Here is a 23,590-nt window from a genome sequence, read left to right on the forward strand (position 1 = left end):
GGCCTGGACTTCAACGACCAGACCGTGCAGAAGGTCTACGCCTGGTACCAGAAGCTGTGGGACGAGAACCCGGACTTCCAGTGGGCCGGCATGGCCAAGCTGGCCGGTGCCCCGGCGTACGGGGGCATCCACGACCTCAACGAGTTCATCAAGGGCACGAACATCGGCGGGCTGATCACCCCCGTTCCCGGGGTGGGGCTGTTGTCCACCATGAGTACGGACGAGGTGCAGTGGTTCCAGAACAAGTTCCTGAACATGCAGAAGGACATCTTCGACGACGTCGGCGCCATGCACGCCGCGTACCAGCAGTACGGGATGGCCGGCATCGAGGCGTTGCAGCAGCAGGGGGGCTCGAAGAAGTACCCGAATGAACTGATCGATGCCTGGCGGGACATCGATTCGGGTGACCCCAAGCGGGTGGCGGCGGGGAACGCCGCGCTGCTGGAACGCGAGCAGACCGTCGTGCTTCCCAAGTCCTACAGGGAGGTGGAGAATCACGACGGCCCGGTCGGGGAGGCGTTCGCCGAGACACTGTCGGCGATGACCAAGTCGCCGATTCCGGGTAGCAAGTCCTTCAGCGACTACTACGGTGGTGAATGGTCGACCTGGTGGGACGATCGCTACGTGACCGACACGGACGACCGGATGGACTGGATCCGCAAGGACATGCTGCCCAAGTACCAGCAGCTCCTGAAGAGTCCGGTGGAGGCGAAGACGCTCATCGACACTCCGCTGCTCGACCGGGCCGAGCAGTACGAGATCCTGCCGTGACAGCGCTGCGGCGGACGCGGAGGCTTGCGGCTCTCCTTTGCGCGGGTCTGCTGGTCGCCGGATGTTCCCTGGTGGGCGGGAAGTCGCGTCCCATCCACTGGGATCTGCGGAACTCACACCGGGCAACTGATCTCGGCGTCAAGTTGAATCCGCACAGCGGGCATGACTTCAGCGACCTGGGCCCGGTGGACATCGATCTGCCGGGTGGCCAGCGCTTCCATGCGGACAAGATGTTTCTCATCGTGGCGACCACCCTCGATGACACCGAGAACGTCGACGAACTCGTCGGCTGGTACCCCGAGATGCCGCTCGAAGAGGCGTACAAGAAGGCTTTGGAACTCTCCCGGCAGTTCCATCTGAAGCCCGACGGCCTCCAGGACTTTCATCGGAGCGTCCTCGATGACCTGGCGAAGGGCGACCGGGTGCGTCTCGGCAGCGAGGAGGGTGGAACCGACTTCCCGCTGTTGACTCCGGACGGTCCGCTCGTCGGTGTCAGCCTCAGGTACGAGACCGTCAACAACGGCCAGCCGGTGACCATCAAGATCCAGTTCGCCTGGGGCAAGAACCTGGAACTCACCCTCCGGGACCAGGCCACCCAGTCCGCCACCCCGACCGCGCCCTGATCCGGAGCACCTGTGCCACACGAGCAATCCGTCCACCCGGAGGCCGTCACCTGGAACCTCCGCACCGGCCACCGCCGCGGCGATGTCGGCTGGCCCGGGGCCGTCCGGCGCCGCTGGCGCATCCCCGCGGTGGCCGCGACCATCGCGCTGCCGGGAGGACGCTGGTTCACCGGGCGGGTGGAGCTGCTGGCAACCGCCGAGGGGGAGACGCTGGACCTGGTCAGCGCGACCTTCCCGGCCGCCACGGTGGACGACGCCTACCGGTTGTCGGGCGAGCTGGCCGCCTACTGGGGGCTGCCGGTCGAGCCCTTGGAGGCCTGGTACCGCGAGGTGCGGGCGGGGCTGGCGGCGGGGAAGGCGATCAACGGGTTCGGGTTGAGCATCCGCGGCCCGCGGCTGGAGGAGCCGTCCGGACCCACCGTGAACCTGGTGTTCCTGTTCGCGCCCGGCAGCCCGCGGCCGGTGCGGCCGGCGCTGTACTTCGAGTGGTCCTGAGCACTTCGAGTGGTCCTGAGCCGGTGCCCCGCCCGGGTGGCGGGGTACCGGCTACATGACGGAAGGCGTCAGAAGACGCAGGGGATGCCGCCGTCGGACTCGGCGTCGACGCCGGGGCCCTGCATGGGCAGGTTGGCGGCCGGGTCGCCGGTGGCGGGGGCCGAGGGGGCGGCGGGCTTGTCGGACGCGACGCCGGTGAAGGAGGTGCCCAGGGTGACCGTGACGTGGTCGGCGGAGACGGACGCGGACTCGGTGGCGGTGACGCCGTAGCGGGCGGCGATCTGGTCGGCGGTGTCCTTGGCGCCCTTGCCGTAGGTGACGGTGGTGGTCTTGGGCTTGGTGCGCGCGGGGCCGGTCGTCCCCTCCTTGAACCCCATGCCGACCAGGGCCTTGGCCTCGGTGGTGGAGGAGACCCCGGCGGCCGAGGAGGCGTTGAACACGTCCACGGTGGCCGGGGAGGCGGGCTTGGTGGCCGTCGGGGTCGGCGAGGGCTGGGCGGGGGCCGAGGGCGCGGCGGTGTCGGTGGCGCCGTCGGCCGGGGCGGCGGGGGCGGCGGCGTCGGCGTAGCCGAATACCTGCTTGACCACCTTCTGGATCTTCGCCGGGGTGACCAGGTTGACGTCCTGGCCGTTGCGGGTGCCGAAGCCGTCGAAGGTGAGGGTGTTGAACTCGACGTTGCCGCCGGTCAGGGCGGGGGCCTGCTGGGCGAAGTCGAGGACGTTCCACTCGTTGTCGATGACCAGGTCCTTCTGGACGACACCGAACAGGTCCTTGAGCTTGCCGATGTCGCTGATGATGCCGTCCTGCTTGAGCTTGTGCACGACGGAGGAGATGAAGGCCTGCTGGCGGTGGGTGCGGGCGAAGTCGCCGGTGTTGCCCTTGCCGTCGTCCAGGTTGTGGCGCTGGCGGACGAAGGCGAGCGCCTGGGAGGCGTTGAGCTTGTTGATGCCCTTGTGGAAGTCGGCGCCGGAGCCCTGGCCCGCCATGGCCGGGTCCTTGGTGTCGTGGGTGAGGCAGACCTCGATCGGTTCGACGGCCTTGGCGATGTCGTAGAAGCCCATCAGGTTGACCTCGGCGATGTGGTCCACCGGCTGGTCGACGAACGTCTGCACGGTCCGGACGGTGGCGGCCCGCCCGGCGTCGCGGCCGGCCTTCTCCAGGTCCGCGCCCTTGAGGCCCTTGGCCTTCGGGCTACCGTCGAACTTCTCCTTGGCGATCCCGTAGGCCTCCTTGATCTTGTGCATGCCCTGCTGGGAGCCGTCCCCGTTGTAGGTCATGACGTAGTCGTCGCGGGGGATGGAGATCGCCTGCACCTTGCCGCCGCCCGCCGGTATGTGCAGCAGGATCAGCGAGTTGGTGTTGTAGCCGCCGACGTCGGAGCTGTGGCCGGCGTGCAGCTCGTCCTGGACGAACTCCGGCGGCAGGTCCGTGCCGTCCATGTTCTTGCGGCTGTCCAGGCCGATCAGCAGCAGGTTGACCGAGTTGTCCAGGTGCTTGGGCGCGTCCTTCTTGGTCTCCGCGATCGCGTTGGACGTGGTCATCCCGTCGGTCAGCGAGGTGTACTCGTACCAGACCACGCCGCTCGCGGCGAACACCGCGAAGCCGACCGTGGAGGCCACCACCCGGGCCGCGATCAGCGCCGGGGAGTTCCGGCGGGCGGGAGGCTCGGCGGCCTTGCGGGCGGCGGCCCGGCCGCCGCCCTGCTGCTCGGGCTTCTCAGGCATGCTGCCTCCTCCGGTCCTGGACCACCCGGACCACGATCACCAGCAGGGCCGCGGCGACGGCCTGCGCCATCACCGGGAAGCCGTTCACCACCCATTTCGCGGAGCCGGTGGCCAGCTTGCTGCCCTGGTACTTCTCGCTGTCGGCCGCGTATTCGACCACGGCCGTGACAGCCAGCACGACCAGCGGGGAGGCCGCGACCACCCACCACCAGCCCCTGCGGGTGCTGAGCGCGGCCGCCAGGCCCATGCCGAGCACCGCGCACACGTCGAAGGCGGCGCCCATGCCGGGGCCGGAGAGCTCGTCGATCACCGCACCCACCAGCGGCAGTGCGACGGCCGCCACCGCGGGCAGGGCCGGTCCGCCGGAGAAGGGCCGCTTGGGAGCGGCGGGTCTGCCGGCTGTCCGCCGCCGTGAACTCTGGTCGGATGACCGACCTCGCTGCCCCGCCACGCACTCACCCCCGGTGTTCCCGTGATTGGCGCGCCACGGCCGACGCTCGCGCCGGGCTGCTGTGGGAGAGCGGTTGCGGCGCTGCCAATACGGGACGCTGGTGTTCGGCCGGCCGGTTCCCGTTCTCGGTTTCCCGGTGCTGCTCGGGGGCAGGCCCGTTTTCGGATTTGCTCTACAGCGGTGTAGAGATCGTACGCAGCATAGAGCACGCCTGTTCGGTGGCAGGCCCGCTTGTGAACGGACCTGCATACACTACACCGAGCAGTTTTCGAGATGGTCGGCGGGTGCGCCGGCGGAGAAGGAGCGGGTCGTGGCGACCACGGGCGGAGCGGGACGGCCGGAGAAGCGGAAGGCGATCACCCTGGCTGCGACGACGGTGTTCGGGCGCGAAGGGTACGTCCGGGCCAGCATGGACGCGATCGCGGCCGAGGCCGGGGTGTCCAAGCGCACGGTCTACAACCACTTTGCCGACAAGGAGACCCTCTTCCTGTCGGTGGCCCTGCAGAACTCGGCGGAACTCACCGAGAAGATCCGGGAGTTGATGGCGAAGTACCTGGACCGGGTGGTGGACCTGCGCCAGGACCTGGCCGGCTTCGCGGTCGAGCGGGCGCTCGCCGTCCTCTCCGCGGGGGAGCACGGGGCACTCGGCCGGGCGATCCGCGCCGAGGTCGCCAACATCCCGGCGGACGTCCTGGAGGCCTGGCTGGAGGCCGGCCCGGCGGCCTCCCAGCGGGACCTGGCGGAGCGCTTCGCGGCGCTCGCCGAGCGCGGGCAGCTGGCAGTCGGCGAACTGGAGCTGGCCGCCGAGCAGTTCACGCTGCTGACCTTCCACGGCGTCGCGGAGCGCTCCTTCTGGGGCGCTCTGCCGGTGGCCGAGGAGGAGGTCGAGCGGATCGCCGGGGCGGGCGTGGACGCCTTTCTGAAGATCTACGGCGCCTAAGGCCTGCCTCTTGGATCCTTGCCGCGCGGGGTCGGGGGCGCCGCCCCCGACCCCGCGGATCACCGGTGGATCACTACAGGCGGGTCACTTCCAGTTGACGCCCTTGCCCAGGGTGTACGGCTCGCCCCAGTACTCGGCGCCGGCCACCTTGGTCGCCTGCGGCGCCAGTGCCAGCACGCAGGAGGCGATGGACTGGCCGTTGGTGAAGCCCTTGGGGAAGGACGGGTGCGGGCACTTGTCGAAGGTGCCGATCAGCATCACCTCGCTGGCCTCCGAGCCGTCCGGGAGCGTGCCCTTCATCTGGGTCAGGCTGGAGAAGGACAGATCGGTGCTGCCGACGTTGGTGACCTTGAAGCGGACGTAGTACGGCACCATGCCCGCGGCCTTGTCGCCCAGCTTGAGCGGGGCGAGGTCGGCCGGGTCGCCCTTGTCGATCGAGGTGACCGTGAGCGAGACGGTGCCCTTGGTGCTGCCCGAGCTGAACGGGATGGTGGCGGCGTCGCCGATCTTCACCGTGGTCCCGGGTGCCGCGGTCGCACCGGCCGGAGCCGGCGCCGCCGCTGTGCCGGGCGCCGCGGCGGTCGGGGCGCCGGTCGGGGCCGCCGAGATGGAGGGCGCCGGGGCGGTGGGCGCGGCCGACGGCGTGGCGGGCGCCTGGGTGGCGGGCGGGGTGGTCGCGGTGTCGGACGACGCGGCGTCGTCGTTGCAGGCGGTCAGGGTGAGCGCGCCGGCCGCGGCCAGGCCGATCAGGGCCAGGGCGCGGCGACTGCTGCGGATGGGCTTCATGTGACGTCCCCCGTCATTGCGGACCACTGTGGCGGCGGTCCTCCTGAGGGACGTTCATAGCGCAGTGCGGAAGCGGGCGCCATGTGTTCGGTGGCGTCTTGACGCCGTCGTGACGAGCCCCGCGCGGGTCCGTGACAAGGGATGCCGAGTCGTGATCAGTCGTTCTCGAACGGCTCGGCACCTCCCGTCGGCCGGTTACGGCAGGGCTGCGTGCTCGGCCCGGCTGGCGGCCAGGCGCTGCGTCGCGAGGGTGCGGGCCCGCTCGGGGTCGTTCCCGGTGATCCGGGCGAGGATCGCCGCGAGCGGCCTGATCCTGCCCGAGCTGCCCCAGTGGCCCTCGGGGATCTCGGTGGGGAACCACCCACACCCGCCCGCTACCGGGCGCCGGGGCCGGGGGCGCGCTTCCTTTAGGCGGTTTGGAGAACGAGCTCGTTGTAGGTGGCGACGGTCAGGCCGGGCCCGTGCGTCGGCGCCGACGCACGGACCGGGCCCGAGGGGCGGCTAGCTGTACCAGCGCTGCGCCGGGTCGTTGCCGTTGCAGGAGGTCACCGAGGTGTACTGGGCGACGCCGTTGGACTTCAGGCACTGTCCGGTGGCCGCGTTGCGGATCAGGTACCAGCCGCGGTCCTCGTCGGTCAGGCGCCACTTCTGGTTGGCCGCCATCCAGTCCCCGGCCGGCCGGTTGAGGCCGTCCCACCCGCCGGGGGTGTCCCACAGCTGCACGGCGCCGGAGCGGGTGTCGAGGTCGAGCACCTTGCCGCCCGACCCGTGCGAGATCGCGTAGGTGCCGTCGCAGTAGCCCCAGAACGACCAGGTCTGCGCGGCCGTCTGGTTGGCGGTGTAGACGCCGACCCGCTGGCCGTTGGCCTCGTTGTTGGACGGCAGGTCGAGCGCGCCGGTGGAGCCGTTGTAGACGCTCAGCGTGGTGCTCAGGGCCGGCGCGAGGTCGCAGGGGCCGGGGTCGGCGGCGTGCGCGGCCGGGGCGGCGACCACGGCCGTGGTCGCCATGGCCGCGGCGGCGCCGAGGCCGGCGAGGAACTTGCGGGTGCGGGTGGTGAGGGTGCTCATCGGGGTTCTCCTCCTGGTGCGGTACCCAATCGAGTGGTGCGGGTCAGACCTGGCCGAGTGTCAGGACGTAGCGGCCCCCGATCCCATGGGGGCGGGGCGCGTAGCCGACGCCGAGGTGGTTGAAGCGCGGGTCGAGCACGGTGTCGCGGTGCCGGGTGCTGTTCATCCACAGCTGCACGGCCTGCGGCACGCTGTCGGCCGGGGCGACGATCTCGGCGGCGAAGCGGAAGGCGAAGCCGGCGGCCCGGACCCGGCGCCACGGTGTGCTGCCGTCGGTGCCGTCGTGCTGGATGAGGCCGTGCGCGGCGAGGTCGTCGGCGTGGCGCTGGGCGGCGGTGTTCAACCTCCCGTCCAGGCGCAGCGGTTGGGCTCCTGCGTGGACGCGCCGGAAGTTGACGGAGGTCAGCAGTTCGGTGTGGACGTCAGTTCCGGCGACCGTTCCGCGTGCCGCTCCGAGTGTCAGTACCCGGCCGTTCCGCACGAGCGTGGGCATGGGTTCGCGCCTCTCCTCCGTGGTGTCGCCCCGGGCCGCGAGTGCCACGGTCCGGGGCCGGACGAGGAAGACGGTCCCGGATCGCGGTAGACAGCCGGTCAACGCGCGTGGCCGACGATCAGTCGAGACCCGCCAGCAGCCCTTCGACCTGCGCCGCGTCCTCGTCGAGCCCGAGCCGCCGGTACACCTCCAGCGACTCCGTCAGGAGGGCCCGGGCCTGGCGCGGGCGGCCGAGGCCGGTGAGCGCGGTGCCGAGGGTGCGCAGCAGGGCGGCCTCCAGGGCGGCGCTGGTGCGGCGGGCGAGCGGGAGGACGGCTTCGGCGGCGTCGACGGCGAGCAGCCAGCGGCCGGCTTCGGCGTGGATGCGGGCGGCGAGGTCGCCGGCCGCGGCGGCGAACACGGTGACCTGCAGGGTGGTGAACTCCTCGCGGGCGCCGACGGCGTGGGTGAGCGCCGCCTCCGGGTCGTCGCACAGCCGCAGCACCCGGGCGAGGTAGTAGCGGCCGATCGCCGCGGAGACCGGCCCCGAGGCGCTCATCAGGTGGGCGCAGCGTTCGGCGGCGCCCCGGGCTTCGGCCTGGCGCCCGGTCTGGGCGGCGCTGAAGGCGAACTCGCCGAGCGCGCTGCCCTCGGCGCGCTGGGCGCCGAGGCGGTGGAAGAGGTCGGCGGCGCGGCCGGCGTGTTCGGCAGCCTCGGCGTAGCGGCCGTGGACGCGGGCGTTGCTGCCGAGGGTGATCAGGGCCTTGGCGAGCACGCGTTCGGTCCGCTCGTCGGTGCAGAGCTCGACGGCCCGGCGGATCTCCTCCTGGGACTCGGCGTAGCGGTTGATGTGCCAGAGCATGCTGCCGCGCAGGTAGCGGGCGAGGGCGAGCGGCCCGTGCTCGCCGCGGGCCTCGGCCTCCCGGGCGAGGCACCCGGCGAGGTCGACGATGACGCCGGTCTGGGTGCGTTCCGGGATCACGGCGCCCATCCGGTCGGCGAGTTCGGCGGCGCGGTCGAGCGGCAGGGCCGGGTCGGCGCAGCTGAGCGCGATGGCGGCGGCGTTCACCTCGGCCTGGTCGCGCATCCACTGCACGGCGTCCGTGCCGTCGGCGATGGCACGGCCGGGGGAAGCCACGGGCGCGCCGAGCAGGCTGAGTTCGGCCGGTTCGGCCTTGCGGGCGGCCTGGTCGGCGCTGCGGGCGGTGGCGAGGCAGAAGTCGAGCAGCCGGTCGGTGGCGGCGGTACGGTCGGCGGCGCTCTCCTCGTCGGCGAGCCGGCCGCGGGCGTAGGCGCGGACGAGGTCGTGGAAGCCGTAGCGGCCGAACCGGGGGGAGTGCAGCAGGTTGAGGTCGACGAGTTCTTCGAGCAGCAGGTCGGTCTGGTCCTCGGTGCGGCCGAGCAGGGCGGCGGCGCAGGGCAGCGGGACGTCGGGGGCGTCGGGCAGCGACAGCAGGCGGAAGGCCCGCGCGAGTTCCGGGTCCAGCCGGTGGTAGGAGAGCGCGAAGGTGGCTTCCACGGTCCGTTCGCCGTCGCTGAGTTCGGCCAGCCGGTGCTCGTGGCGCAGCCCCTCGGCGAGCGCCGCGAGGGTGAGCGAGGGGTCGGCGGCGAGCCGAGAGGCGGCGATGCGGACGGCGAGCGGCAGCAGCCCGCAGGCCAGGACGACCTCCTCGGCGGCCGCGGGTTCGGCGGCGACGCGTTCGGCGCCGACGATCCGGGTGAGCAGTTCCAGGGCCTGCTCGGGCGGCAGGGTGTCCAGGCGCAGCTGGTGGGCCCCGGCGAGGCCGGTCAGCCGGTGGCGGCTGGTGATGAGGACGGCGCAGCCGGCCGAGCCGGGCAGCAGCGGTTCGACGTGGCCGGAGTCGGAGGCGTTGTCGAGCACGAGCAGGACCCGGCGCCCGGCGAGGGCCGAGCGGAAGAGCGCGCTGCGTTCGCCGGTGTCCGGCGGGATCTCGGCGGGGTCGACGCCGAGCGCGCGCAGGAAGCCGGCGAGGACGGTGCCCGGGTCGGGCGGGGTGTGGTCGGCTCCGCGCAGGTCGGCGAAGAGCTGACCGTCGGGGAAGCGCTCGCGGGCCTGCCGGGCGACGTGCACGGCGAGGGTGGTCTTGCCGACACCGCCCATGCCGTCCAGGGCGGAGACCACGACGGCGCGCCCGCCGGCTCCGGAGAGCCGGTCCGCGAGGGTCTCCACCTCCACGACGCGCCCGGTGAAGTCGGGGAGCCCGGCCGGGAGCTGGTCGGGGGCCTGCCAGGTGTCGGCGGCGGGCTCGGGGACGGCGAGCCCGAACGGGAGCAGGGTGGTGTCCTCGCGCAGGATGCGCAGCTGGAGTTCGGCCGGGGCCTGCTCGTCGGGCGCCAGCGTCGGGCGGGCGTCCTCGTACACGGCGAGCGCCTCGGCCTTGCGGCCGGCCTGGTAGAGGGCGCGCATCAGGACGGTGGTGAGCCGGGGCCGCCCGGGGTGCTCCAGGGCGAGTGCGGCGGCCTCCGCGGTCAGGTCGGTGCGGTCACCGAGTTCGGCGTCCAGTTCCAGCTGCGTTTCCTTGGCCGAGATCCGCTGTTCGGCGAGCCGGGCCCGGACGGCCTCGGCGTGCGGCCCGGGCAGCCCGGCGAGCGGTTCGCCGGCCCAGAGCCGCTGGGCGCTGCGCAGCACCTCCCGGACCCGCTGCGGCGGCGTGTCGGCCCGGCGCAGTTCCTCGGCCTCGGTCAGCAGTGCCTGCCACGCGGCCGCGTCCACCTCGGCCTCGGGCGCCCGCAGCGCGTAGCCGTCGCCGACCCGCACCAGCGGCATCCGCTCCGGGTCGTCCCTGGCGTACGGCCGGAACGCGGTGCGCAGCCGGGAGACGGCCAGTTGGACGGCCTTGCGCGGATCGGCCGGCGCGGCCCCGCCCCACACCCCCTCGACCAGCACCGGCACCGCCACCGCCCGCCCGGCGGCGTCCAGCAGCACGGCGAGCACGGCCCGCTGCTGCGGCCGGCCCAACTCCAGTTCCTGTTCCCCGTACCAGGCCCGCAGCGGGCCCAGCAGTCCGAACCGCAGCCCGGCTCCCCCCATGTCACCCATGTCCCGTCCCGAAAGTCGTCCTGCACCGGTATCCCGCCACTTCCGTCCGGACAGCGGCGCCCCCATACCCCGGCGGCCTATGCTTCTGTCACAGATTGTGCACCGGATTCCGAGCTTCGAGGGGTGGGCTGTGCGGCTCGAATTCCGCGTGCTGGGGCCGCTGAGCGCCAGGTGCGACGGCCGTGAGATCGAACTGGGCCGTCCGCAGCAGCGGGCCGTGCTGGCCGCGCTGCTGCTCGCTCCTGGGCAACTGGTGCCGACGGACCGGCTGGTCGAGGGCCTGTGGGGCGAGGATGACACCCGCTGGCCGAAGGACCCGGTCGGGCAGATCGGCACCCATGTGCACCGGCTGCGGCGGGCGCTCGGCGCGTCCGAGCTGCTGGTGGCGGCGGCGGGCGGCTACCGGCTGGCGGTGGCTCCCGCTTCGGTGGACCTGTTCCGCTACGAGGCGGCGGTGGCCGAGGCCGTCGCGCTGCGTCACCAGGAGCCGTCGCGGGCCCGGGAGTTGCTGGTGGCCGCGCTCGGGGCCTGGGAGGGCCCGCAGGCGTTGGACGGCGTGCCGGGGGCGTTCGCCGAGCGCGCCCGGGAGCGGCTGGCGGCCGGGCGGCTCGCGGCGGTGAAGGCGCTGCTCGACCTGGACCTCGCGCTCGGACGGCACGCCGAGGCGGTGGAGCCGCTGGCCGGGCTGGCGGCGTCCCACCCGCAGGACGAGGAGGTGCACCGGCTGCAGCTGCTGGCGCTGCACCGCTGCGGCCGTACGGCGGAGGCGCTGGCGGCGTACGAGGCGCTGCGGGAGCGGCTGGACCGCGAGCTGGGGCTCGAACCGGCGGCCGCAGTGGTGGAGTTGGCCGATCGGATCCGGCGTGGGGAGGCCCGGGTGTCGCTGCGGCGGCTGCCTCGGCCGTGTCAGCTGCCGCCGGACATTCCGGACCTGGTCGGCAGGGCCGGGCTGGTGCGGGAGGCGGATCGGGCGCTGCGAGCGGCCGACGGCGCTTCGCCGGTGGTGGGGCTGTCGGGGCCGTCAGGGAGCGGGGCCTCCGCATTGGCGGTGCATGTGGCACACGCGGTGCAGGACGCTTTCCCGGACGGGCAGTTGTACGCGGCGGGCGGGGAGGCCGGCGTGGTGCTGGCCGGGTTCCTGCGGGCGCTGGGGGAGCGGCATTCGCGCTCCGCTTCCGTGGGGGAGTTGTCGGCGAGGTACCGGGCGGCGCTGACCGGGCGGCGGGTGCTGGTGGTGTTGGACGGGGTCGACGACCCGCGGTCGCTGCTGCCCGGAACGGCGGGTTGTGCGGCCGTCGTCGCCGATGCGGAGCCGGGGGTGCTGCCCGGCGACGCCGTACGGCTGGCGGTGGGACCGCTGGAGCTGCACGACGCCCACGAGCTGCTGGCGCGGATCGTGGGCGCGGAGCGAATGAGGCGGGAGCCGGGGGCGGCGGTCGAACTGGCCGAGGTCTGCGGCTACTTGCCGGTGCTGCTGCGGACGGCGGCGGGTCGGCTGGCAGCTCGGCCGCAGTGGACGGTGGCCGAGCTGGTCCAGTGGCTCGCCGGCCGGGGGACGCCTCGGGGACGGTAGGGCGTGTTTGAGATGTGGTCACAGTGCTTGTCGTATGGGGGAGGGTTGGAGGGCCTGCGGCCTGTCAGGCAACCGTCCCGCCGGCGTTGCGGATCAGCTGCTGGAGCACTTTCAGCGTGGTGACGTAGTCCGTGTCGTCGATGCCCTCATGGAGGGCGGCGCGGATTGCGGGGGCGTTGCGCGCGAGGTCGACGCGGGCCTGTTCGCCCTCCTCGGTGAGCCACAGCCGGTGGTCGGCGTCCCGGGTCAGCCAGCCGCGCTCCAGGAGCACCTCGGCTTCTGCCGCGAGATCATCCTCGGGGCGGATGTAGGAGGTCATGGCCTCCCGCAGCTCGGGCAGGGTCATCCCCGCGCCGTCGGGGGAGATGTCGTTCGCCGACAGGTTGCGCAGCAGCCAGAACTGGGGCTGGGTGTAGCCCTTTTCGGCCTGCCGGGCCCGGGTGTACCCGATGAGCGCCTCGTAGGCGACACCGGTCCAGTACGCGGCGGGCTGTCCGGCGAGCTCGGCGTCGGAGATCTGCTGGGTCGTCATGGGGTGTCCCCTCCTGGCGTTTCGGTGCGAAGCCTGCACGCTGTGCAGGTCATGCAGAGAACGTACGACCTCAAGTGCGCTTGAGGGCAAGCAGGTGATCTTCCGGAGGTCGTCAGCTCGAAAACAAGGAGTCCAGTCCCAGGTTCCGAGCTGAGGCACGTTCGAGAGGGTGATCAAGGTTGTGAAACGATCTCCGAATGTCTCGTGGCGATCTGACGGGTACACAGTGGGAGTGGCTGGAAGCGGTGTTGCGGCCACTTCCGCGGATGGGACGCAAGCCGCGGGATCGGCGGCAGGTCGTCGACGGGATCTGGTGGCGGGCCCGGACGGGTTCGCCCTGGCGGGACGTACCCGAGAGATATGGGCCGTGGGAGACCGTGTACACGCTCTTCCGGCGATGGCAGATCGACGGGACTCGGGCGAACGTTCTGAGGAAACTCCAGGTCAAAGCGGATGCCGCCGGGCACATCGAGTGGGAGGTATCAGTGGACTCAACCGTCTGCCGGGCCCACCAGCACGCCGTCGGCGCCCGGAAAAGGGGGCTCCCGACACGGGCCGGACGAGTCCCGACGGGCTGGCGGCCGAGCCGAACGACCACGTGCTCGGCCGCTCGCGCGGCGGCCTAGTAGGGGTCGGAGGAGAAGTAGACCGCGTTGGGGCTTCCGGGATCGATGGGGGTGGAACGGGGGATGAGGCCGCCGCCCCAGTAGATGCCGGAGGTGCCGCCGGAGGTGACGGTCAGCCTGGCGTGCGGGTGGCCGGCGGTGTCGGTGGCCCAGCAAACGCCCCCGTTGGCGGAGTAGACCACGAGGTTGCCGTCGGACTGCATGACGGCCTTGTAGCCGCAGCCGACGGTGTTGCTGGCCTTGACGGCGAAGCCACCCTTGTAGACGACGAAGTTGCCGTCCGTCTGCATGATCATCTGGTTGGAGCCGGACTCGATGTGCCAGCCCGGGTAGAGCGGCTCGTCGTCCCAGATCGAGACGTGGTCGTCGGCCCGTTCGATCGCTGCCTCGGCGGTACCGGTCGCGGCCATGGTCCCGGCCAGCGCGAGCGCGGCGGTGGCGGCAGCCATCGCGATGTGCCGGAGGGTCTTCGTCGCCTTCATGTCCCCGTGTTGCCTCTCTCGTGCGTTCGCGCCCGAGATCGTCGGGCGTCGTCTGGAGATGAGCATGGGCCGCGGCGGTAGACAAACGATTAACGTCCCGTTGGGGGGCGAGCGGCGGACTTCCGGGCGGCCCCTGAGAACGACCCCGCCCGCTCGCCGATGCGGCGAGCGGGCGGGGAGAGGGAGGTGGGTCAGACGAGGTGGTCGAACTCGCCCGCCTTGGCGCCGAGGATGAAGGCGCGGAGCTTCGAGGTCGACGTGGTGATGATGACGGAGGGATCGTCGGACTCTCGGAGGTGGCGGACCTCTTTGCCTCCAGGGGCCAGCTCAATGCAGGAATTGCCGGCATCCCCGCCGCTGAACGATGACTTCTGCCAGGCGAGTTCGGGCATCTGAGGCGCCTCTCATGCTTGTAGCGGGTAGAGGAGAAATTGAAGAAGTCCCCACGAGTTTCGCGAGCTGTTTGGCGACGTCGCGTCGACGGCGGGCAGCGCGATCTCGCTCAACTGCTGGAACTTCCATCCGTACGCCGCAATGCTCTCAGGGTCGCCATGGTGCTCAGCGCGTCCAGGTGCATCCAGAAGGATGGTCGAGAGGTCGGCGCAGCCGGGGTCGCACAGGACGAAGGGGCCTGATTGAGGAGGCTTTCTGGTCGCCGCGAAGGGGAGAATCTGGATGGTGACATTGGGGAGTTCGGCCATCCTCAGGAGGTGGATCAACTGAGCCCTCATGACCTCCACCCCGGGGAAGAGCATTCGCAGGGCTGCCTCGTGGATGACGAATCGGAATTGTCGTTGGCTTTCGCTCTCCAGGATGCGCTGGCGATCCATGCGGAACTGGACTGCTGTCGCTAGGTCCCAACGCCCGTTGAGGTAGGCGTCCTTGTAGATGGCCTCGGCGTATTCGGGCAACTGGAGCAGCCCGGGAATGTAGAGAGTCTCGAAGTTGTCGAGACAGGCAGTCCGGTCTTCGAGTTCTGCCAGATCGAGCGAGAGGTCTGGCACCTCGCCCTTGTACTTGGTCCACCAGCCCTTGCCGTTGCTGGCGCCGAGCGCGTGCAGCAGTTCGAATGCCCGGACCCGTCCGCCGAACTCTCCCTGCGCGCCCGGACCTCCTGCTCGTCCACCACAGCCTCGGCGTCCCGCCGTCCCGCTGGAAGGAGGTCCGCGCCCGCCTGGGCGCCGGGATACCGCACAGCGTCGACCTCCCGGCCACCGACTTCCCGTCCGAGGAGGCCGTCGACCACGAGCGCCACAACTTCGCGGGCTGGCGCGATCACCTCCGCTTCGCCGGTGCCGCCCACACGCTGGTGGTCACCGGCAGCCCCACCGCTTTCCGCTGGAAGGGCCCCCTGCTCCACGGGCTCAGCCGCGAGGCTCCCGGCCGGCGCATCGGCTGGCGGCCCGACGCGCACTACTACTGCCGTCACCCTCACCCACGAGGGCTGGGGCTCAGGCCGCGCGGCCAAGGGCGTCCCGGGGGGGGCCTGCACATCACCTACGCCCACCGCTGGCGCGCCGAGTGAGCCGACCGGCCCCGGAGCAGGAAGTCGGCCCGTCCGACTTCCTGCCCCAAACCCTTCAGTTTCCGGGCTTGAGGGGCGTCAGCGGCACCGCCACCCGGCTCTCCCAGGCCTGTTCCAGCGCCCGCAAGAACGTTTCCGCAGGCTGGGCGCCCGAGACGCCGAGCCGCCGGTCCAGGACGAAGAACGGCACCCCCGTCGCTCCCATCGCGCTCGCCGTCGCCTCGTCCTCGCGCACCGCCTCCGCGTACGCCTCCGGGTCGGCCAGCATGGTGGCGGCCGCCTCGCCGTCCAAGCCCGCCTCGACGGCCAGCTCGACCAGCCGCCCGTCCTCGAACGCGGAGCGCTCCTCGGCGAAGTTGGCCCGGTACAGCGCGTCCAGCAACTGCCCCTGCCGGCCGTGCTCCTTGGCGAAGTGCAGCAGGCGGTGCATGTCGAAGGAGTTCGCCGCGTCGCGCCCGCCGTCCAGGTACGGCAGCCCCTCGCCGCGCGCGTTCTCGGCGATCCGGGCCTCCGCCGCCTCGGCCTGCTCCATGCCCATCCCGTACTTGGCGGCGAGCAGCGGGATGACCGGACGGGCCTCGCGCGGTGCGTGCGGGTCCAGCTCGAAGGAGCGGTGGACGACCTCCACCTCCTCGCGGTGCGGGAAGTGCTCCAGGGCCTTCTCGAACCGCGCCTTGCCGATGTAGCACCACGGGCAGTTGATGTCGCTCCAGACCTCGACGCGCACGGCGCTGTCCTCCTTCCAACCTTGCGCGGGCCTCCCGCGCGAACACCTACCGGAACGCGGCCGTCCGCCTGAATATTTCTCGTCCTGAAATATTCAGGTGCGCCGGCGCGGCGCGGCCGGGAGGATGGTCCGGCGAAAGGGTCCGTCTCCGATGTCCGGCTGGGGGATTCGCCGTGTCCTTCGAGTTCGTGCGCCGTCTGGACGGCCTGGTCTACCGCTACCGCCAGGACGGCGAGTTCAACGGCAGGCCGTCGTTCAAGCGGGTGGACCTGGACGTCTGGTGCCGCTGGCTGCCCGAGCGGGGCTGGTGCACCGTCGGCGCAGACGGGGTCGGCAACGGCTGGCCGCTGCTCGGGCGGGCCGGGGAGGAGGCGTTCCCGCCCCTCGGCCCCTGGCGCAGCTGGAAGGCCGGCAAGTCGTACCTCTACGACCTGCGCCGCACCGACGTGCCCTGATGGGCATCCGTGCGCGCCCGGCCCTCCTCGCGGTGGGTGCCGCGCGAGGAGGGCCGGGCGGCGGTTACGCCGACTCCTCGGTGAGGTAGGCCTCGTACTCGTCGGCCGAGAGCAGGGCCTCCAGCTCACTGGTCGTGGTCAGCTTGAGTTCGATGATCCAGCCGTCGCTGTGAGCGTCGGTGTTGACCAGCTCGGGTTCGTCGTTCAGGCCCTCGTTGATCGCGGAGACCGTCCCGGACACCGGAGCGTAGAGCTCGCTCACCGCCTTGACCGACTCCACCGAACCGAACGGCCTGCCGGCCTCGAACTTGTCTCCCACCTTGGGTAGTTCGACGAAGACGATGTCGCCGAGCTGCTTCTGGGCGAATTCGGTGATGCCGACCCGCGCCTTGCCTCCCGCCTGGGGATGCACCCACTCGTGGTCCTTGGAGTACCGGAAGTCCTTCGGGTAGTTGGCCATGGGAATCTCCGTGGGGTTCGCCGTCGCGTCTGACGGTGCGTCAGTCGCGAGGAGGAGCCTGCTACAGATCTTTGTCACCCGCTGCGATATTCACTCGAACGAGTGAGTCAGGCGCCGCAGGGCGGCGTGGGCGGGCGGCCCCCAGGTGGCCTTGCCACCGGGGAGTCCGCGCAGGCCGGCCTCCCCGATCCGGATGCACGCGAGGGCTTTCAGCAGTGCCCAGCCGCAGGCGCGGCGCAGGGTCGCGGCGTCCGCGGCCGGCCGGTAGGCCGCGTGGAAGCGGTCGCGGGCGTCGTCCGGCAGCAGGACCCACGCGGCGGCGAGGTCGCAGGCCGGATCGCCCGCGCAGAGGTCTCCGAAGTCGATCACGCCGCAGATGGTGCCGTCGGCGGTGAGGACGTTGGCCGGATGCAGGTCGGCGTGCAGCCACACCGCCGGTCCCGGCCACGGCGGCGCGGCCACGGCGTCGGCCCAGACGGCGCGGACGGCGTCCGGGTCAGGGATCAGCCCCAGGTCGACGGCCTCGGCGAGCTGCCGAGCGAACCCCTCGGCGTAGTCGGCCGGTGGCCCGCCGAGGCCACGGCCGACGGGAGCTCCGGCGGGGGCGGGCTGGTGGAGGGCGGTCAGGAAGGCGGCGAGCGCGTCGGCCGCCGCCTCGGCGCGGGTGGCGGGCTCGTGGTCGGCGGGCGCACCCGGCACCCAGGTGGTGACGAGCCACGGGCGCGGGAACCGCTCGGAGGGCTCGCCGAGGCGCTGCGGCACCGGGACGGGCAGCGGAAGGCGCGGCGCGAGGCCGGGCAGCCAGGCGTGCTCCTTGCGCAGCAGCGCGTCCGCGTCCCGCGTGGCCCAGGGCAGCCGGACGGCGAGGTCCTCGCCCAGCCGCCACAGCTGGTTGTCCCAGCCGCGCGCGCCGAGCCGCACGGGTCGGTCGGCCAGGTCGGGGTGCTGGTCGCGCAGCAGCTGCCGGACCAGCTCCGCGGTGATCTCGGGCTCGGTACGGGTCATGCGGAGCAACGGTAGCCGGGCGGCCGCGAGTTCGTCCGCTGATCGCTGATGGATGATCACCCCCAGGTGGCGGCAGGGCTGATCAGGGGCGGTTCAGGGTCCGTCCCGGTACCGGTCGGGGCGCCGGCCGAGCTAGATCGAACACGTCGCCAGGAAGCCGTTCAAGCGGCTCGTCCAACGGAGTGCCACATGAAGCCCCTCGCCCGCCGCACCGCCGCCCTCACACTGGCCTGCTCCGCCCTCGTCGGCCACACCAGCGGCCTGCCGAACGTGGACGAGGGCAAGTCCCCCGCGAGCGCCGACGAGACGATCGCCGACCGGTACGACTGCCGCACCTTCGACCAGATCATCCAGCAGACCCTGCGCCCCGACGACGGGCGCCCGGCGCCCGGTCCGCACTTCGCCCCCGGCACCAAGCAGGAGTACAACTCCCTCGGCTTCCGCATCGCGGCCAAGCTCATCGAGCAGACCACCGGTGACTCCTTCAAGGGCGAGGTCACCAACCGCATCCTGGACCCCCTGCACCTCGACCAGACCTCGGTGCCCGAGGACGACCCCGAGATGCCCCGCCCCTACCTGCACGGCTACATGACCGACGACAGCGGCCAGGCGGTCGACGTCAGCGAGCAGGGCGGCGACCCGTCCACCATGATCTCCACCCCGGCCGACCTGGACCGCTTCATCACGGCCCTGTTCCAGGGCCGGCTGCTGCCCGCCGCGCAGCAGAACGAGCTGTTCACCCTGCCCAAGGACAACGAGGGCAAGCCCGTCCCGTTCGTCGGCGGCACGTCCTGCAACAAGCTCGCCTGCTTCGGCGCCGGGCTGATGTCCACCCCGCTGCCGAACGGCACGGTGCTCTGGGGCAAGACCGGTCACGACGACGGCTACGCCAACGGCGTGTTCGCCACCCGGGACCTGTCCATCCGCGCCGTCTACTCCGTCTCCAACCTCGGCCTGGACTTCGGCGCCCCGACCCCGCTGTCCAACCGCCTGCTGATGGCCGTCCTGAACCCGTCCGCCCCGCCACTGACACCGGCCCACCCGGCCCGGAAACGCGTGGAGCGGGAAGTCGGCCCGGCCGACTTCCCGCTCCACTGCGCGCCGGTGGGTCAGCAGGAGATGTTGCCGCCGCCCACGTTCGTGCCGAGGACGCCGGTGAACTTCTTGAACAGGTTGATCCGGTCGTCGCGCTCGTCCGGGTTCTTGCCGTTGCACTCCAGGTCGCCGTTGATGCTGCGGATGGTCTCACCGAAGCCCCGGTTGTTGCACGCGGGAAAGCTTCATCATGTCCTCAACGGGTCGTCGGTGAACGGTGCTTCGCCCTCGAAGCACCGGAGTCATCGTGCTGGGCGGCATCCGGGAGCTGAACGTTTCCGAGGTCTAAACCACTCGTAAGGGTCGTATCCGATCGAGGAGTTGGCGCTCCGTTCACCCCAGGGTGATCATCCGGCGGTCGGGCGCACCGGATAGCCTCGTCCGCGCACGGGGAACGAGCGATCACGGCGCGACCGGGGGACAGGGCGATGGCGCATACCGACGACGAGGGCGACGAGCGGCTGGTGGCCGAGGGCGAGGTGGCCGTCGCCCGGCTGGCGATCGACTCCGGAGACCTCACCCACGCCGCCGACCACCTCGCCGACGCCATCCTCTCCGACCCCCAACTGCCCGAACTGCACGAGGCGCTGGCCGAGTTGTGCGCGGCGGCGGGCGGCCCGGCGGCGGCGCGCGAGCTGTTCCCGCTGGACGGCGAGGTCTACCTCGGCACCGTCGCCTGCCGCGCCCACGTGGAGGCCGCCGCCGGGGACTGGGACACTGCGGTCGGCCTGCTCGCCTCGGCGATCCAGTACGAGCCGGCCCGCCCCTGGGCGCACACCGCCTGGCTCGCCCGCGAGGACCTGCCCGCCCTGGTCGACCCGGACGCCGTCGCCCAGGCGGTGGCCCGCGCCGCCGGCGCCCTGCCCGACCCGCTGCCCGCCGAACTCGCCGACGCCGTACGGCCCTTCGAGGAGTTCGTCCGAGCCGTACTGGCCCGCAACGGCGAGCACGCGCTGCTGCTGGCGATGGCCTCCGGCCTGACCCGCCGCCTCGGCGCCACCGCCCGGGCCGTCGAACTCGCCGAACGGGCCCACCGGTCGGCCCCCGGCTACCTGTCCTCCGTGATGCTCGGCAACGCCCTGCGCTCCGACGGGCGGCCCGAGGCGGCGCTCGCCGTCTGGGAGGCCGAACTGGGCCGGGAGGCGCCGGAGAAGGACAACTCCAGCAGCTACCTCGCCGTCGACGTGGCCGAGCTGTACGGCGCCCTCGGCCGCCCGGCCGACGGCCTGCCCTGGCTGAACCGGGTGCTCGCCACCGCGCCCGACCACCCCAAGGCCGCCCCGGCCCGGTACGGGCTGCGCCACGCCCTCGACCGGGACCCTGTGCACCTGCTCGGCCTGGCCGACCACCACCGCGCCCACCCCGACCACGAGTACGCCCAGGACCTGTTGGAGCGGCTCAGCCACCGCGAGCCCTGGCTCGGCATGGTCTCCGGCGCCACCGAGGCGACCGTCAACGTGCTGCACCGGGTGCTCGGCGCCGACGGCACCGGCCGCGACACCGAGATCGACTGCACCGCCTCCGCCGTCGAGCCGCCCAGCTCACTGCTGGCCGTGCACCTCGCCCTGCCGCGATCCACCGTCTCCTACCAGTCCGTCGGCGAGCCCGACCCCCGGCTGCCGCTGACCGAGCCCACCACCCGGATCTGGTCCTGGGACGGCACCGACCCGCGCCCGGCCGTCGCCCCGCCCGCCGCTTCGAGTGCCGAACTCGTCCGCGCCACCGCCGAGATCGTCTGGCCGACCATCCCCGCCGCCTACGACCACGCCGTCCGGCTGGCCGGACTTCCGCTGGAGGAGCTGCTCGGCGTCCTGGTCCACCCGCCGCTGCCCCGCGAGGACGACCTCGGCCGCGCCCTGCTCGCCCACCAGCCCGAACTGTGGGTGCGCGCCGTCCAGGCCTTCGCCTGCCTCGGCATCGCCCACCACCGCACCGACCAGCCGTGGGAGGGCTCGGAGCGCCGCCGGGTGCTGCGCGACCTGCTGCTCGGGCCCGAGGACTGGGTGGTCGAGGCGGCCGGCTTCGCCCTGGTCGCGATCGGCTGGACGCACCCGGGCAGCCGGGCCGACATCGCCGGGCTGCTGCACCGGCGGCTGGAGTACGGCGCCCGGGCGCGCCGCAGCCGGGTGGTGACGATCCAGCGCTCGTTCGCCGCCCTGGTGCTCGCCGCGCCGTGGACGGACCCGGCCGACCGCGACCTCGCCCGGCACCTGCTGGCGGAGGAGGACGGCCGGGACGCCGACGGCGCCGAGAACGCCGAGAACGCCGAGAACGCCGAGAACGCCGGGGCGGAGGCGCCGGTGGAGCCGGGCGCACCGCAGCGGCCCGGGCCCCGCCCCGGCCTGATCCGCCGTCTCTTCGGCCGCGGTTAGCCCTACCCCACCCCCGGCAACGGCTCCTGGTCCACCTCGAACCGCGCGACCCGCTCCGCCGGGTCGCGGCACTCCGGCCCCAGCCGCAGCATCCGCGATTCCGGGTCGTGCAGCGGCCGGTGGCAGCGGCGGCAGGTGACCCGGGGCCGGAGGGTCTGGGTGGTGTCCGTGCCGGGGAGTGGCTCAGGGCTGGTCATGGGGCGACGGTAGCCGCCCACGGCTGCCGAGGCCGCCGCCGTGAAAGGATCCGTCCCATGGCCACGGACCGCACCAGCGCAGGAGACCCGGCGCGCACCCTCGCCCTGCTCTGGGGGCTGACCGCCGAGGAGAAGCCCGGCCGGCGCGGCCCGAAGCAGGCCCGCTCGACCGGCGAGATCGCCGCCGCCGCCATCGCCGTGGCCGATGCCGAGGGCGTGGACGCCGTCACCATGCGCAGGGTCGCCCAGGAGCTCGGGCTGTCCCCGATGGCGCTCTACACCTACGTCCCCGGCAAGGCCGAGCTGCTCGACCTGATGCTGGATACCGTCTACGCCACGATGCCCCGCAGCGCCCCGGCCGACGCGGGCTGGCGGGCCAGGGTCACCGCCGTCGCCGACGACAACCGGGCGCTGTTCGGCGCCCACCCCTGGGTCGCCGCCGTCTCCACCAGCCGCCCGCCGCTCGGCCCCGGCCTGATGGCCAAGTACGAGTACGAGCTGCGCGCCTTCGAGGGCACCGGCCTGCCGGACGTCGAGCTGGACGCCGCGCTGACCCACCTGCTCGGCTTCGTCCAGACCTGCGCCCGGATGGCCGCCGACGAGCGCGCCGCCCAGCAGGACAGCGCACTGACCGACTCCCAGTGGTGGGAGGCCAACGCCGAGCTGCTCGCCCGGGTCTTCGACGCCGAGCGCTACCCGGTCGCCGCCCGCGTCGGCGCCGCCGCCGGCCAGGCGCACGGCGGCGCGTACAGCCCGGAGCACGCGTACGCCTTCGGGCTGGGCCGGGTGCTGGACGGGCTGGCGGCGCTGATCAAGAAGCAGTGCTGATCAAGGAGCGGTAGGCCGCCCGTCGTACTCCTCGCGGGCACCGGCGACGGCGCACATCCGGGACTCCGCCCAGTGCGCGAGCGTCGAGACGTGCTCGGCGACCTCGACCGTCCCGCTGGCCGAGACCGTCCGCGCCGCGCTGGGTGGCTGAGGCAACCACCTGACCTGCGAAAAGGCCGGACCCGTCCAGCATTCAAGCAATGTCATGACCAAAATCCGAAAACGGAGATGACAGCTCGCCCTCCCGCCCGCTACCGTCACCTCGATACATCGCGCGCGCGGGAGGGCACTCGGCCATGCCACAGACAACCCAGCAGGACAGCGGCCGAGGCCTCTGGTACGGCATGGCGGCCTACGGCATCTGGGGGCTCTTCCCGCTGTTCTGGCCGCTGCTGGAGCCCGGCGCCGCCGACGACATCCTGGCCAACCGGATGGTCTGGTCCCTGGTCGCCGTGGTGCTGATGCTGGTCGCCCAGCGGCACTGGAGCTGGATACGTCCGCTGCTGCGCCAGCCCCGCCGACTCGCCATGCTGGCCGGTGCGGCCACGGTGATCTCCGTCAACTGGGGCGTCTACATCTGGGCCGTCAACAACGGCCACGTGGTGGAGACCAGCCTCGGCTACTTCATCAACCCCCTGGTCACCATCGGCTTCGGCGTCCTGGTGCTCAAGGAGCGGCTGCGCGGCGCCCAGTGGACGGCCGTCGGCATCGGCGCCGCCGCCGTCGCGGTCCTGACCGTCGCCTACGGGCAGCTGCCCTGGATCGCGCTGGTCCTGGCGCTCTCCTTCGCCACCTACGGCCTGCTGAAGAAGCAGGTCGGGCTGAGCGGGCTGGAGAGCCTGGCGGCGGAGAGCGCCTTCATGTCCCCCTTTGCCCTCGGCTACCTGATCTACCTGGAGGTCAGCGGGCACGGCACCTTCGGGCACACCGTGCCCGGCTCGTACGGCTGGGGGCACTCGGCGCTGCTGATGCTCAGCGGCGTGATCACCGCGATCCCGCTGCTGTTCTTCGGCGCGGCGGCCGTGCGGGTGCCGCTGACCGTGCTCGGGCTGCTGCAGTACCTGGCGCCGGTGTTCCAGTTCCTGATCGGCGTCGCCGTCTTCCACGAGTCGATGCCGCCCGCGCGCTGGGCCGGCTTCGCCCTGGTCTGGGCCGCGCTCGCGCTGCTCACCTGGGACGCGCTGCGCCAGGTGCGGGCCGACCGCGCGGGGCGGGCCGCGGCCGTTCCGCTGCCCGCCCCGGCGGAGTCCCTCCAGGAAACCGTCACGCGCTGATGCCGCTCACGCGCTGATCCTGCTCAGGCAGTGACGCTGCTCACGCGC

General features: G+C 72.3%; 27 protein-coding genes. 12 read left to right on the top strand and 15 right to left on the bottom strand.

Annotation, left to right across the window (positions count from 1 at the left end; genetic code table 11):
• Positions 1 to 24 precede the first annotated feature (24 nt).
• From ACZ3UD_RS08815 to ACZ3UD_RS08825, 3 genes are read left to right on the top strand one after another with little or no spacing between them, the layout of a single operon-like run.
• A complete protein-coding gene (locus ACZ3UD_RS08815) occupies positions 25 to 771 on the top strand; it encodes a DUF2515 family protein (protein WP_465584043.1) in 747 nt (248 codons plus the stop codon).
• Positions 768 to 1,394 carry a hypothetical protein gene (locus ACZ3UD_RS08820; protein ID WP_465584045.1) on the top strand — a complete coding sequence of 209 codons (627 nt, stop codon included), beginning with the start codon at positions 768 to 770 and terminating at the stop codon, positions 1,392 to 1,394. The genes ACZ3UD_RS08815 and ACZ3UD_RS08820 overlap by 4 nt, the downstream gene beginning before the upstream one ends.
• Positions 1,395 to 1,406: 12 nt before the next feature.
• Complete coding sequence (locus ACZ3UD_RS08825) at positions 1,407 to 1,889, top strand: hypothetical protein (RefSeq protein WP_465584048.1); 483 nt, start codon at positions 1,407 to 1,409, stop codon at positions 1,887 to 1,889.
• A gap of 68 nt (positions 1,890 to 1,957) precedes the next feature.
• On the opposite strand, the gene ACZ3UD_RS08830 is transcribed toward ACZ3UD_RS08825, so the two are convergent.
• Positions 1,958 to 3,613: an LCP family protein gene (locus ACZ3UD_RS08830; RefSeq protein ID WP_465584051.1), complete on the bottom strand. Its 1,656-nt coding sequence runs from the start codon at positions 3,611 to 3,613 to the stop codon at positions 1,958 to 1,960.
• Positions 3,606 to 3,956: a DUF6542 domain-containing protein gene (locus ACZ3UD_RS08835; RefSeq protein WP_465584054.1), complete on the bottom strand. Its 351-nt coding sequence runs from the start codon at positions 3,954 to 3,956 to the stop codon at positions 3,606 to 3,608. Before ACZ3UD_RS08835 ends, ACZ3UD_RS08830 begins: the two co-directional genes overlap by 8 nt.
• A gap of 418 nt (positions 3,957 to 4,374) precedes the next feature.
• Between ACZ3UD_RS08835 and ACZ3UD_RS08840 the strand changes: the two genes are divergently transcribed.
• A complete protein-coding gene (locus ACZ3UD_RS08840) occupies positions 4,375 to 5,004 on the top strand; it encodes a TetR/AcrR family transcriptional regulator (RefSeq protein WP_465584057.1) in 630 nt (209 codons plus the stop codon).
• An 84-nt stretch (positions 5,005 to 5,088) separates the two neighbouring features.
• Here ACZ3UD_RS08840 and ACZ3UD_RS08845 read toward each other — a convergent pair whose 3' ends face one another.
• From ACZ3UD_RS08845 to ACZ3UD_RS08860, 4 genes are all read right to left on the bottom strand, one after another.
• On the bottom strand, positions 5,089 to 5,790 hold the full coding sequence (locus ACZ3UD_RS08845; protein WP_465584060.1) for a hypothetical protein: 702 nt from the start codon (positions 5,788 to 5,790) through the stop codon (positions 5,089 to 5,091).
• Positions 5,791 to 6,291: 501 nt separating this feature from the next.
• Positions 6,292 to 6,858: an RICIN domain-containing protein gene (locus ACZ3UD_RS08850; protein WP_465584062.1), complete on the bottom strand. Its 567-nt coding sequence runs from the start codon at positions 6,856 to 6,858 to the stop codon at positions 6,292 to 6,294.
• Between the two features lie 43 nt (positions 6,859 to 6,901).
• The gene (locus ACZ3UD_RS08855; RefSeq protein WP_465584065.1) at positions 6,902 to 7,351 is read right to left on the bottom strand and encodes a CAP domain-containing protein; all 450 of its coding nucleotides are present in this window, start codon (positions 7,349 to 7,351) and stop codon (positions 6,902 to 6,904) included.
• 118 nt (positions 7,352 to 7,469) lie between these two features.
• Positions 7,470 to 10,391, bottom strand: coding sequence for an AfsR/SARP family transcriptional regulator (locus ACZ3UD_RS08860; protein ID WP_465584068.1), 2,922 nt, complete (start codon positions 10,389 to 10,391; stop codon positions 7,470 to 7,472).
• A gap of 130 nt (positions 10,392 to 10,521) precedes the next feature.
• On the opposite strand from ACZ3UD_RS08860, the gene ACZ3UD_RS08865 reads away from it, so the two are divergent.
• On the top strand, positions 10,522 to 11,964 hold the full coding sequence (locus tag ACZ3UD_RS08865) for an AfsR/SARP family transcriptional regulator (RefSeq protein ID WP_465584071.1): 1,443 nt from the start codon (positions 10,522 to 10,524) through the stop codon (positions 11,962 to 11,964).
• A 64-nt stretch (positions 11,965 to 12,028) separates the two neighbouring features.
• Here the strand turns inward: ACZ3UD_RS08865 and ACZ3UD_RS08870 are convergent, their stop codons facing one another.
• Entirely contained in the window at positions 12,029 to 12,496 is a 468-nt protein-coding gene (locus tag ACZ3UD_RS08870; protein ID WP_465584074.1) for a MarR family transcriptional regulator, read from the bottom strand.
• A gap of 266 nt (positions 12,497 to 12,762) precedes the next feature.
• Here ACZ3UD_RS08870 and ACZ3UD_RS08875 point away from each other — a divergent pair, with 266 nt between their 5' ends.
• Positions 12,763 to 13,122, top strand: a complete 360-nt coding sequence (locus tag ACZ3UD_RS08875) for a transposase (RefSeq protein WP_465584077.1) — start codon at positions 12,763 to 12,765, stop codon at positions 13,120 to 13,122.
• Here ACZ3UD_RS08875 and ACZ3UD_RS08880 read toward each other — a convergent pair.
• From ACZ3UD_RS08880 to ACZ3UD_RS08890, 3 genes are all read right to left on the bottom strand, one after another.
• Positions 13,119 to 13,604, bottom strand: coding sequence for a hypothetical protein (locus tag ACZ3UD_RS08880; protein ID WP_465584080.1), 486 nt, complete (start codon positions 13,602 to 13,604; stop codon positions 13,119 to 13,121). The two genes, ACZ3UD_RS08875 and ACZ3UD_RS08880, sit on opposite strands and share 4 nt — an antisense overlap.
• A gap of 191 nt (positions 13,605 to 13,795) precedes the next feature.
• A complete protein-coding gene (locus ACZ3UD_RS08885) occupies positions 13,796 to 13,996 on the bottom strand; it encodes a DUF397 domain-containing protein (RefSeq protein WP_465584083.1) in 201 nt (66 codons plus the stop codon).
• A gap of 12 nt (positions 13,997 to 14,008) precedes the next feature.
• Positions 14,009 to 14,608, bottom strand: coding sequence for a DUF5753 domain-containing protein (locus ACZ3UD_RS08890; protein WP_465584085.1), 600 nt, complete (start codon positions 14,606 to 14,608; stop codon positions 14,009 to 14,011).
• A 65-nt stretch (positions 14,609 to 14,673) separates the two neighbouring features.
• Between ACZ3UD_RS08890 and ACZ3UD_RS08895 the strand changes: the two genes are divergently transcribed.
• Positions 14,674 to 15,129 carry a hypothetical protein gene (locus ACZ3UD_RS08895; RefSeq protein WP_465584088.1) on the top strand — a complete coding sequence of 152 codons (456 nt, stop codon included), beginning with the start codon at positions 14,674 to 14,676 and terminating at the stop codon, positions 15,127 to 15,129.
• A gap of 55 nt (positions 15,130 to 15,184) precedes the next feature.
• On the opposite strand, the gene ACZ3UD_RS08900 is transcribed toward ACZ3UD_RS08895, so the two are convergent.
• On the bottom strand, positions 15,185 to 15,856 hold the full coding sequence (locus ACZ3UD_RS08900) for a DsbA family oxidoreductase (protein ID WP_465584091.1): 672 nt from the start codon (positions 15,854 to 15,856) through the stop codon (positions 15,185 to 15,187).
• Between the two features lie 173 nt (positions 15,857 to 16,029).
• On the opposite strand from ACZ3UD_RS08900, the gene ACZ3UD_RS08905 reads away from it, so the two are divergent.
• Positions 16,030 to 16,311, top strand: coding sequence for a hypothetical protein (locus ACZ3UD_RS08905; RefSeq protein ID WP_465584094.1), 282 nt, complete (start codon positions 16,030 to 16,032; stop codon positions 16,309 to 16,311).
• A gap of 64 nt (positions 16,312 to 16,375) precedes the next feature.
• Here the strand turns inward: ACZ3UD_RS08905 and gcvH are convergent, their stop codons facing one another.
• Together gcvH and ACZ3UD_RS08915 are read right to left on the bottom strand one after the other, a co-directional pair.
• A complete protein-coding gene (gcvH, locus tag ACZ3UD_RS08910; protein ID WP_465584097.1) occupies positions 16,376 to 16,771 on the bottom strand; it encodes a glycine cleavage system protein GcvH in 396 nt (131 codons plus the stop codon).
• A 90-nt stretch (positions 16,772 to 16,861) separates the two neighbouring features.
• Positions 16,862 to 17,776 (bottom strand): phosphotransferase, encoded by a 915-nt coding sequence (locus tag ACZ3UD_RS08915; RefSeq protein ID WP_465584100.1) that lies wholly within the window; start codon positions 17,774 to 17,776, stop codon positions 16,862 to 16,864.
• 189 nt (positions 17,777 to 17,965) lie between these two features.
• Between ACZ3UD_RS08915 and ACZ3UD_RS08920 the strand changes: the two genes are divergently transcribed.
• Complete coding sequence (locus tag ACZ3UD_RS08920) at positions 17,966 to 19,171, top strand: serine hydrolase domain-containing protein (RefSeq protein ID WP_465584103.1); 1,206 nt, start codon at positions 17,966 to 17,968, stop codon at positions 19,169 to 19,171.
• A gap of 128 nt (positions 19,172 to 19,299) precedes the next feature.
• Positions 19,300 to 21,243 carry a tetratricopeptide repeat protein gene (locus ACZ3UD_RS08925; RefSeq protein WP_465584105.1) on the top strand — a complete coding sequence of 648 codons (1,944 nt, stop codon included), beginning with the start codon at positions 19,300 to 19,302 and terminating at the stop codon, positions 21,241 to 21,243.
• A 2-nt stretch (positions 21,244 to 21,245) separates the two neighbouring features.
• On the opposite strand, the gene ACZ3UD_RS08930 is transcribed toward ACZ3UD_RS08925, so the two are convergent.
• Complete coding sequence (locus ACZ3UD_RS08930) at positions 21,246 to 21,440, bottom strand: DUF6011 domain-containing protein (RefSeq protein WP_465584107.1); 195 nt, start codon at positions 21,438 to 21,440, stop codon at positions 21,246 to 21,248.
• A gap of 57 nt (positions 21,441 to 21,497) precedes the next feature.
• On the opposite strand from ACZ3UD_RS08930, the gene ACZ3UD_RS08935 reads away from it, so the two are divergent.
• Entirely contained in the window at positions 21,498 to 22,268 is a 771-nt protein-coding gene (locus ACZ3UD_RS08935) for a TetR/AcrR family transcriptional regulator (RefSeq protein ID WP_465584110.1), read from the top strand.
• Here ACZ3UD_RS08935 and ACZ3UD_RS08940 read toward each other — a convergent pair whose 3' ends face one another.
• Positions 22,269 to 22,424 carry a hypothetical protein gene (locus ACZ3UD_RS08940; protein ID WP_465584113.1) on the bottom strand — a complete coding sequence of 52 codons (156 nt, stop codon included), beginning with the start codon at positions 22,422 to 22,424 and terminating at the stop codon, positions 22,269 to 22,271.
• 140 nt (positions 22,425 to 22,564) lie between these two features.
• Here ACZ3UD_RS08940 and rarD point away from each other — a divergent pair, with 140 nt between their 5' ends.
• Positions 22,565 to 23,542 (top strand): EamA family transporter RarD, encoded by a 978-nt coding sequence (gene rarD, locus ACZ3UD_RS08945; protein ID WP_465584116.1) that lies wholly within the window; start codon positions 22,565 to 22,567, stop codon positions 23,540 to 23,542.
• Positions 23,543 to 23,590 lie beyond the last annotated feature (48 nt).

It is taken from the genome of Kitasatospora sp. NPDC023118 (assembly GCF_055560875.1).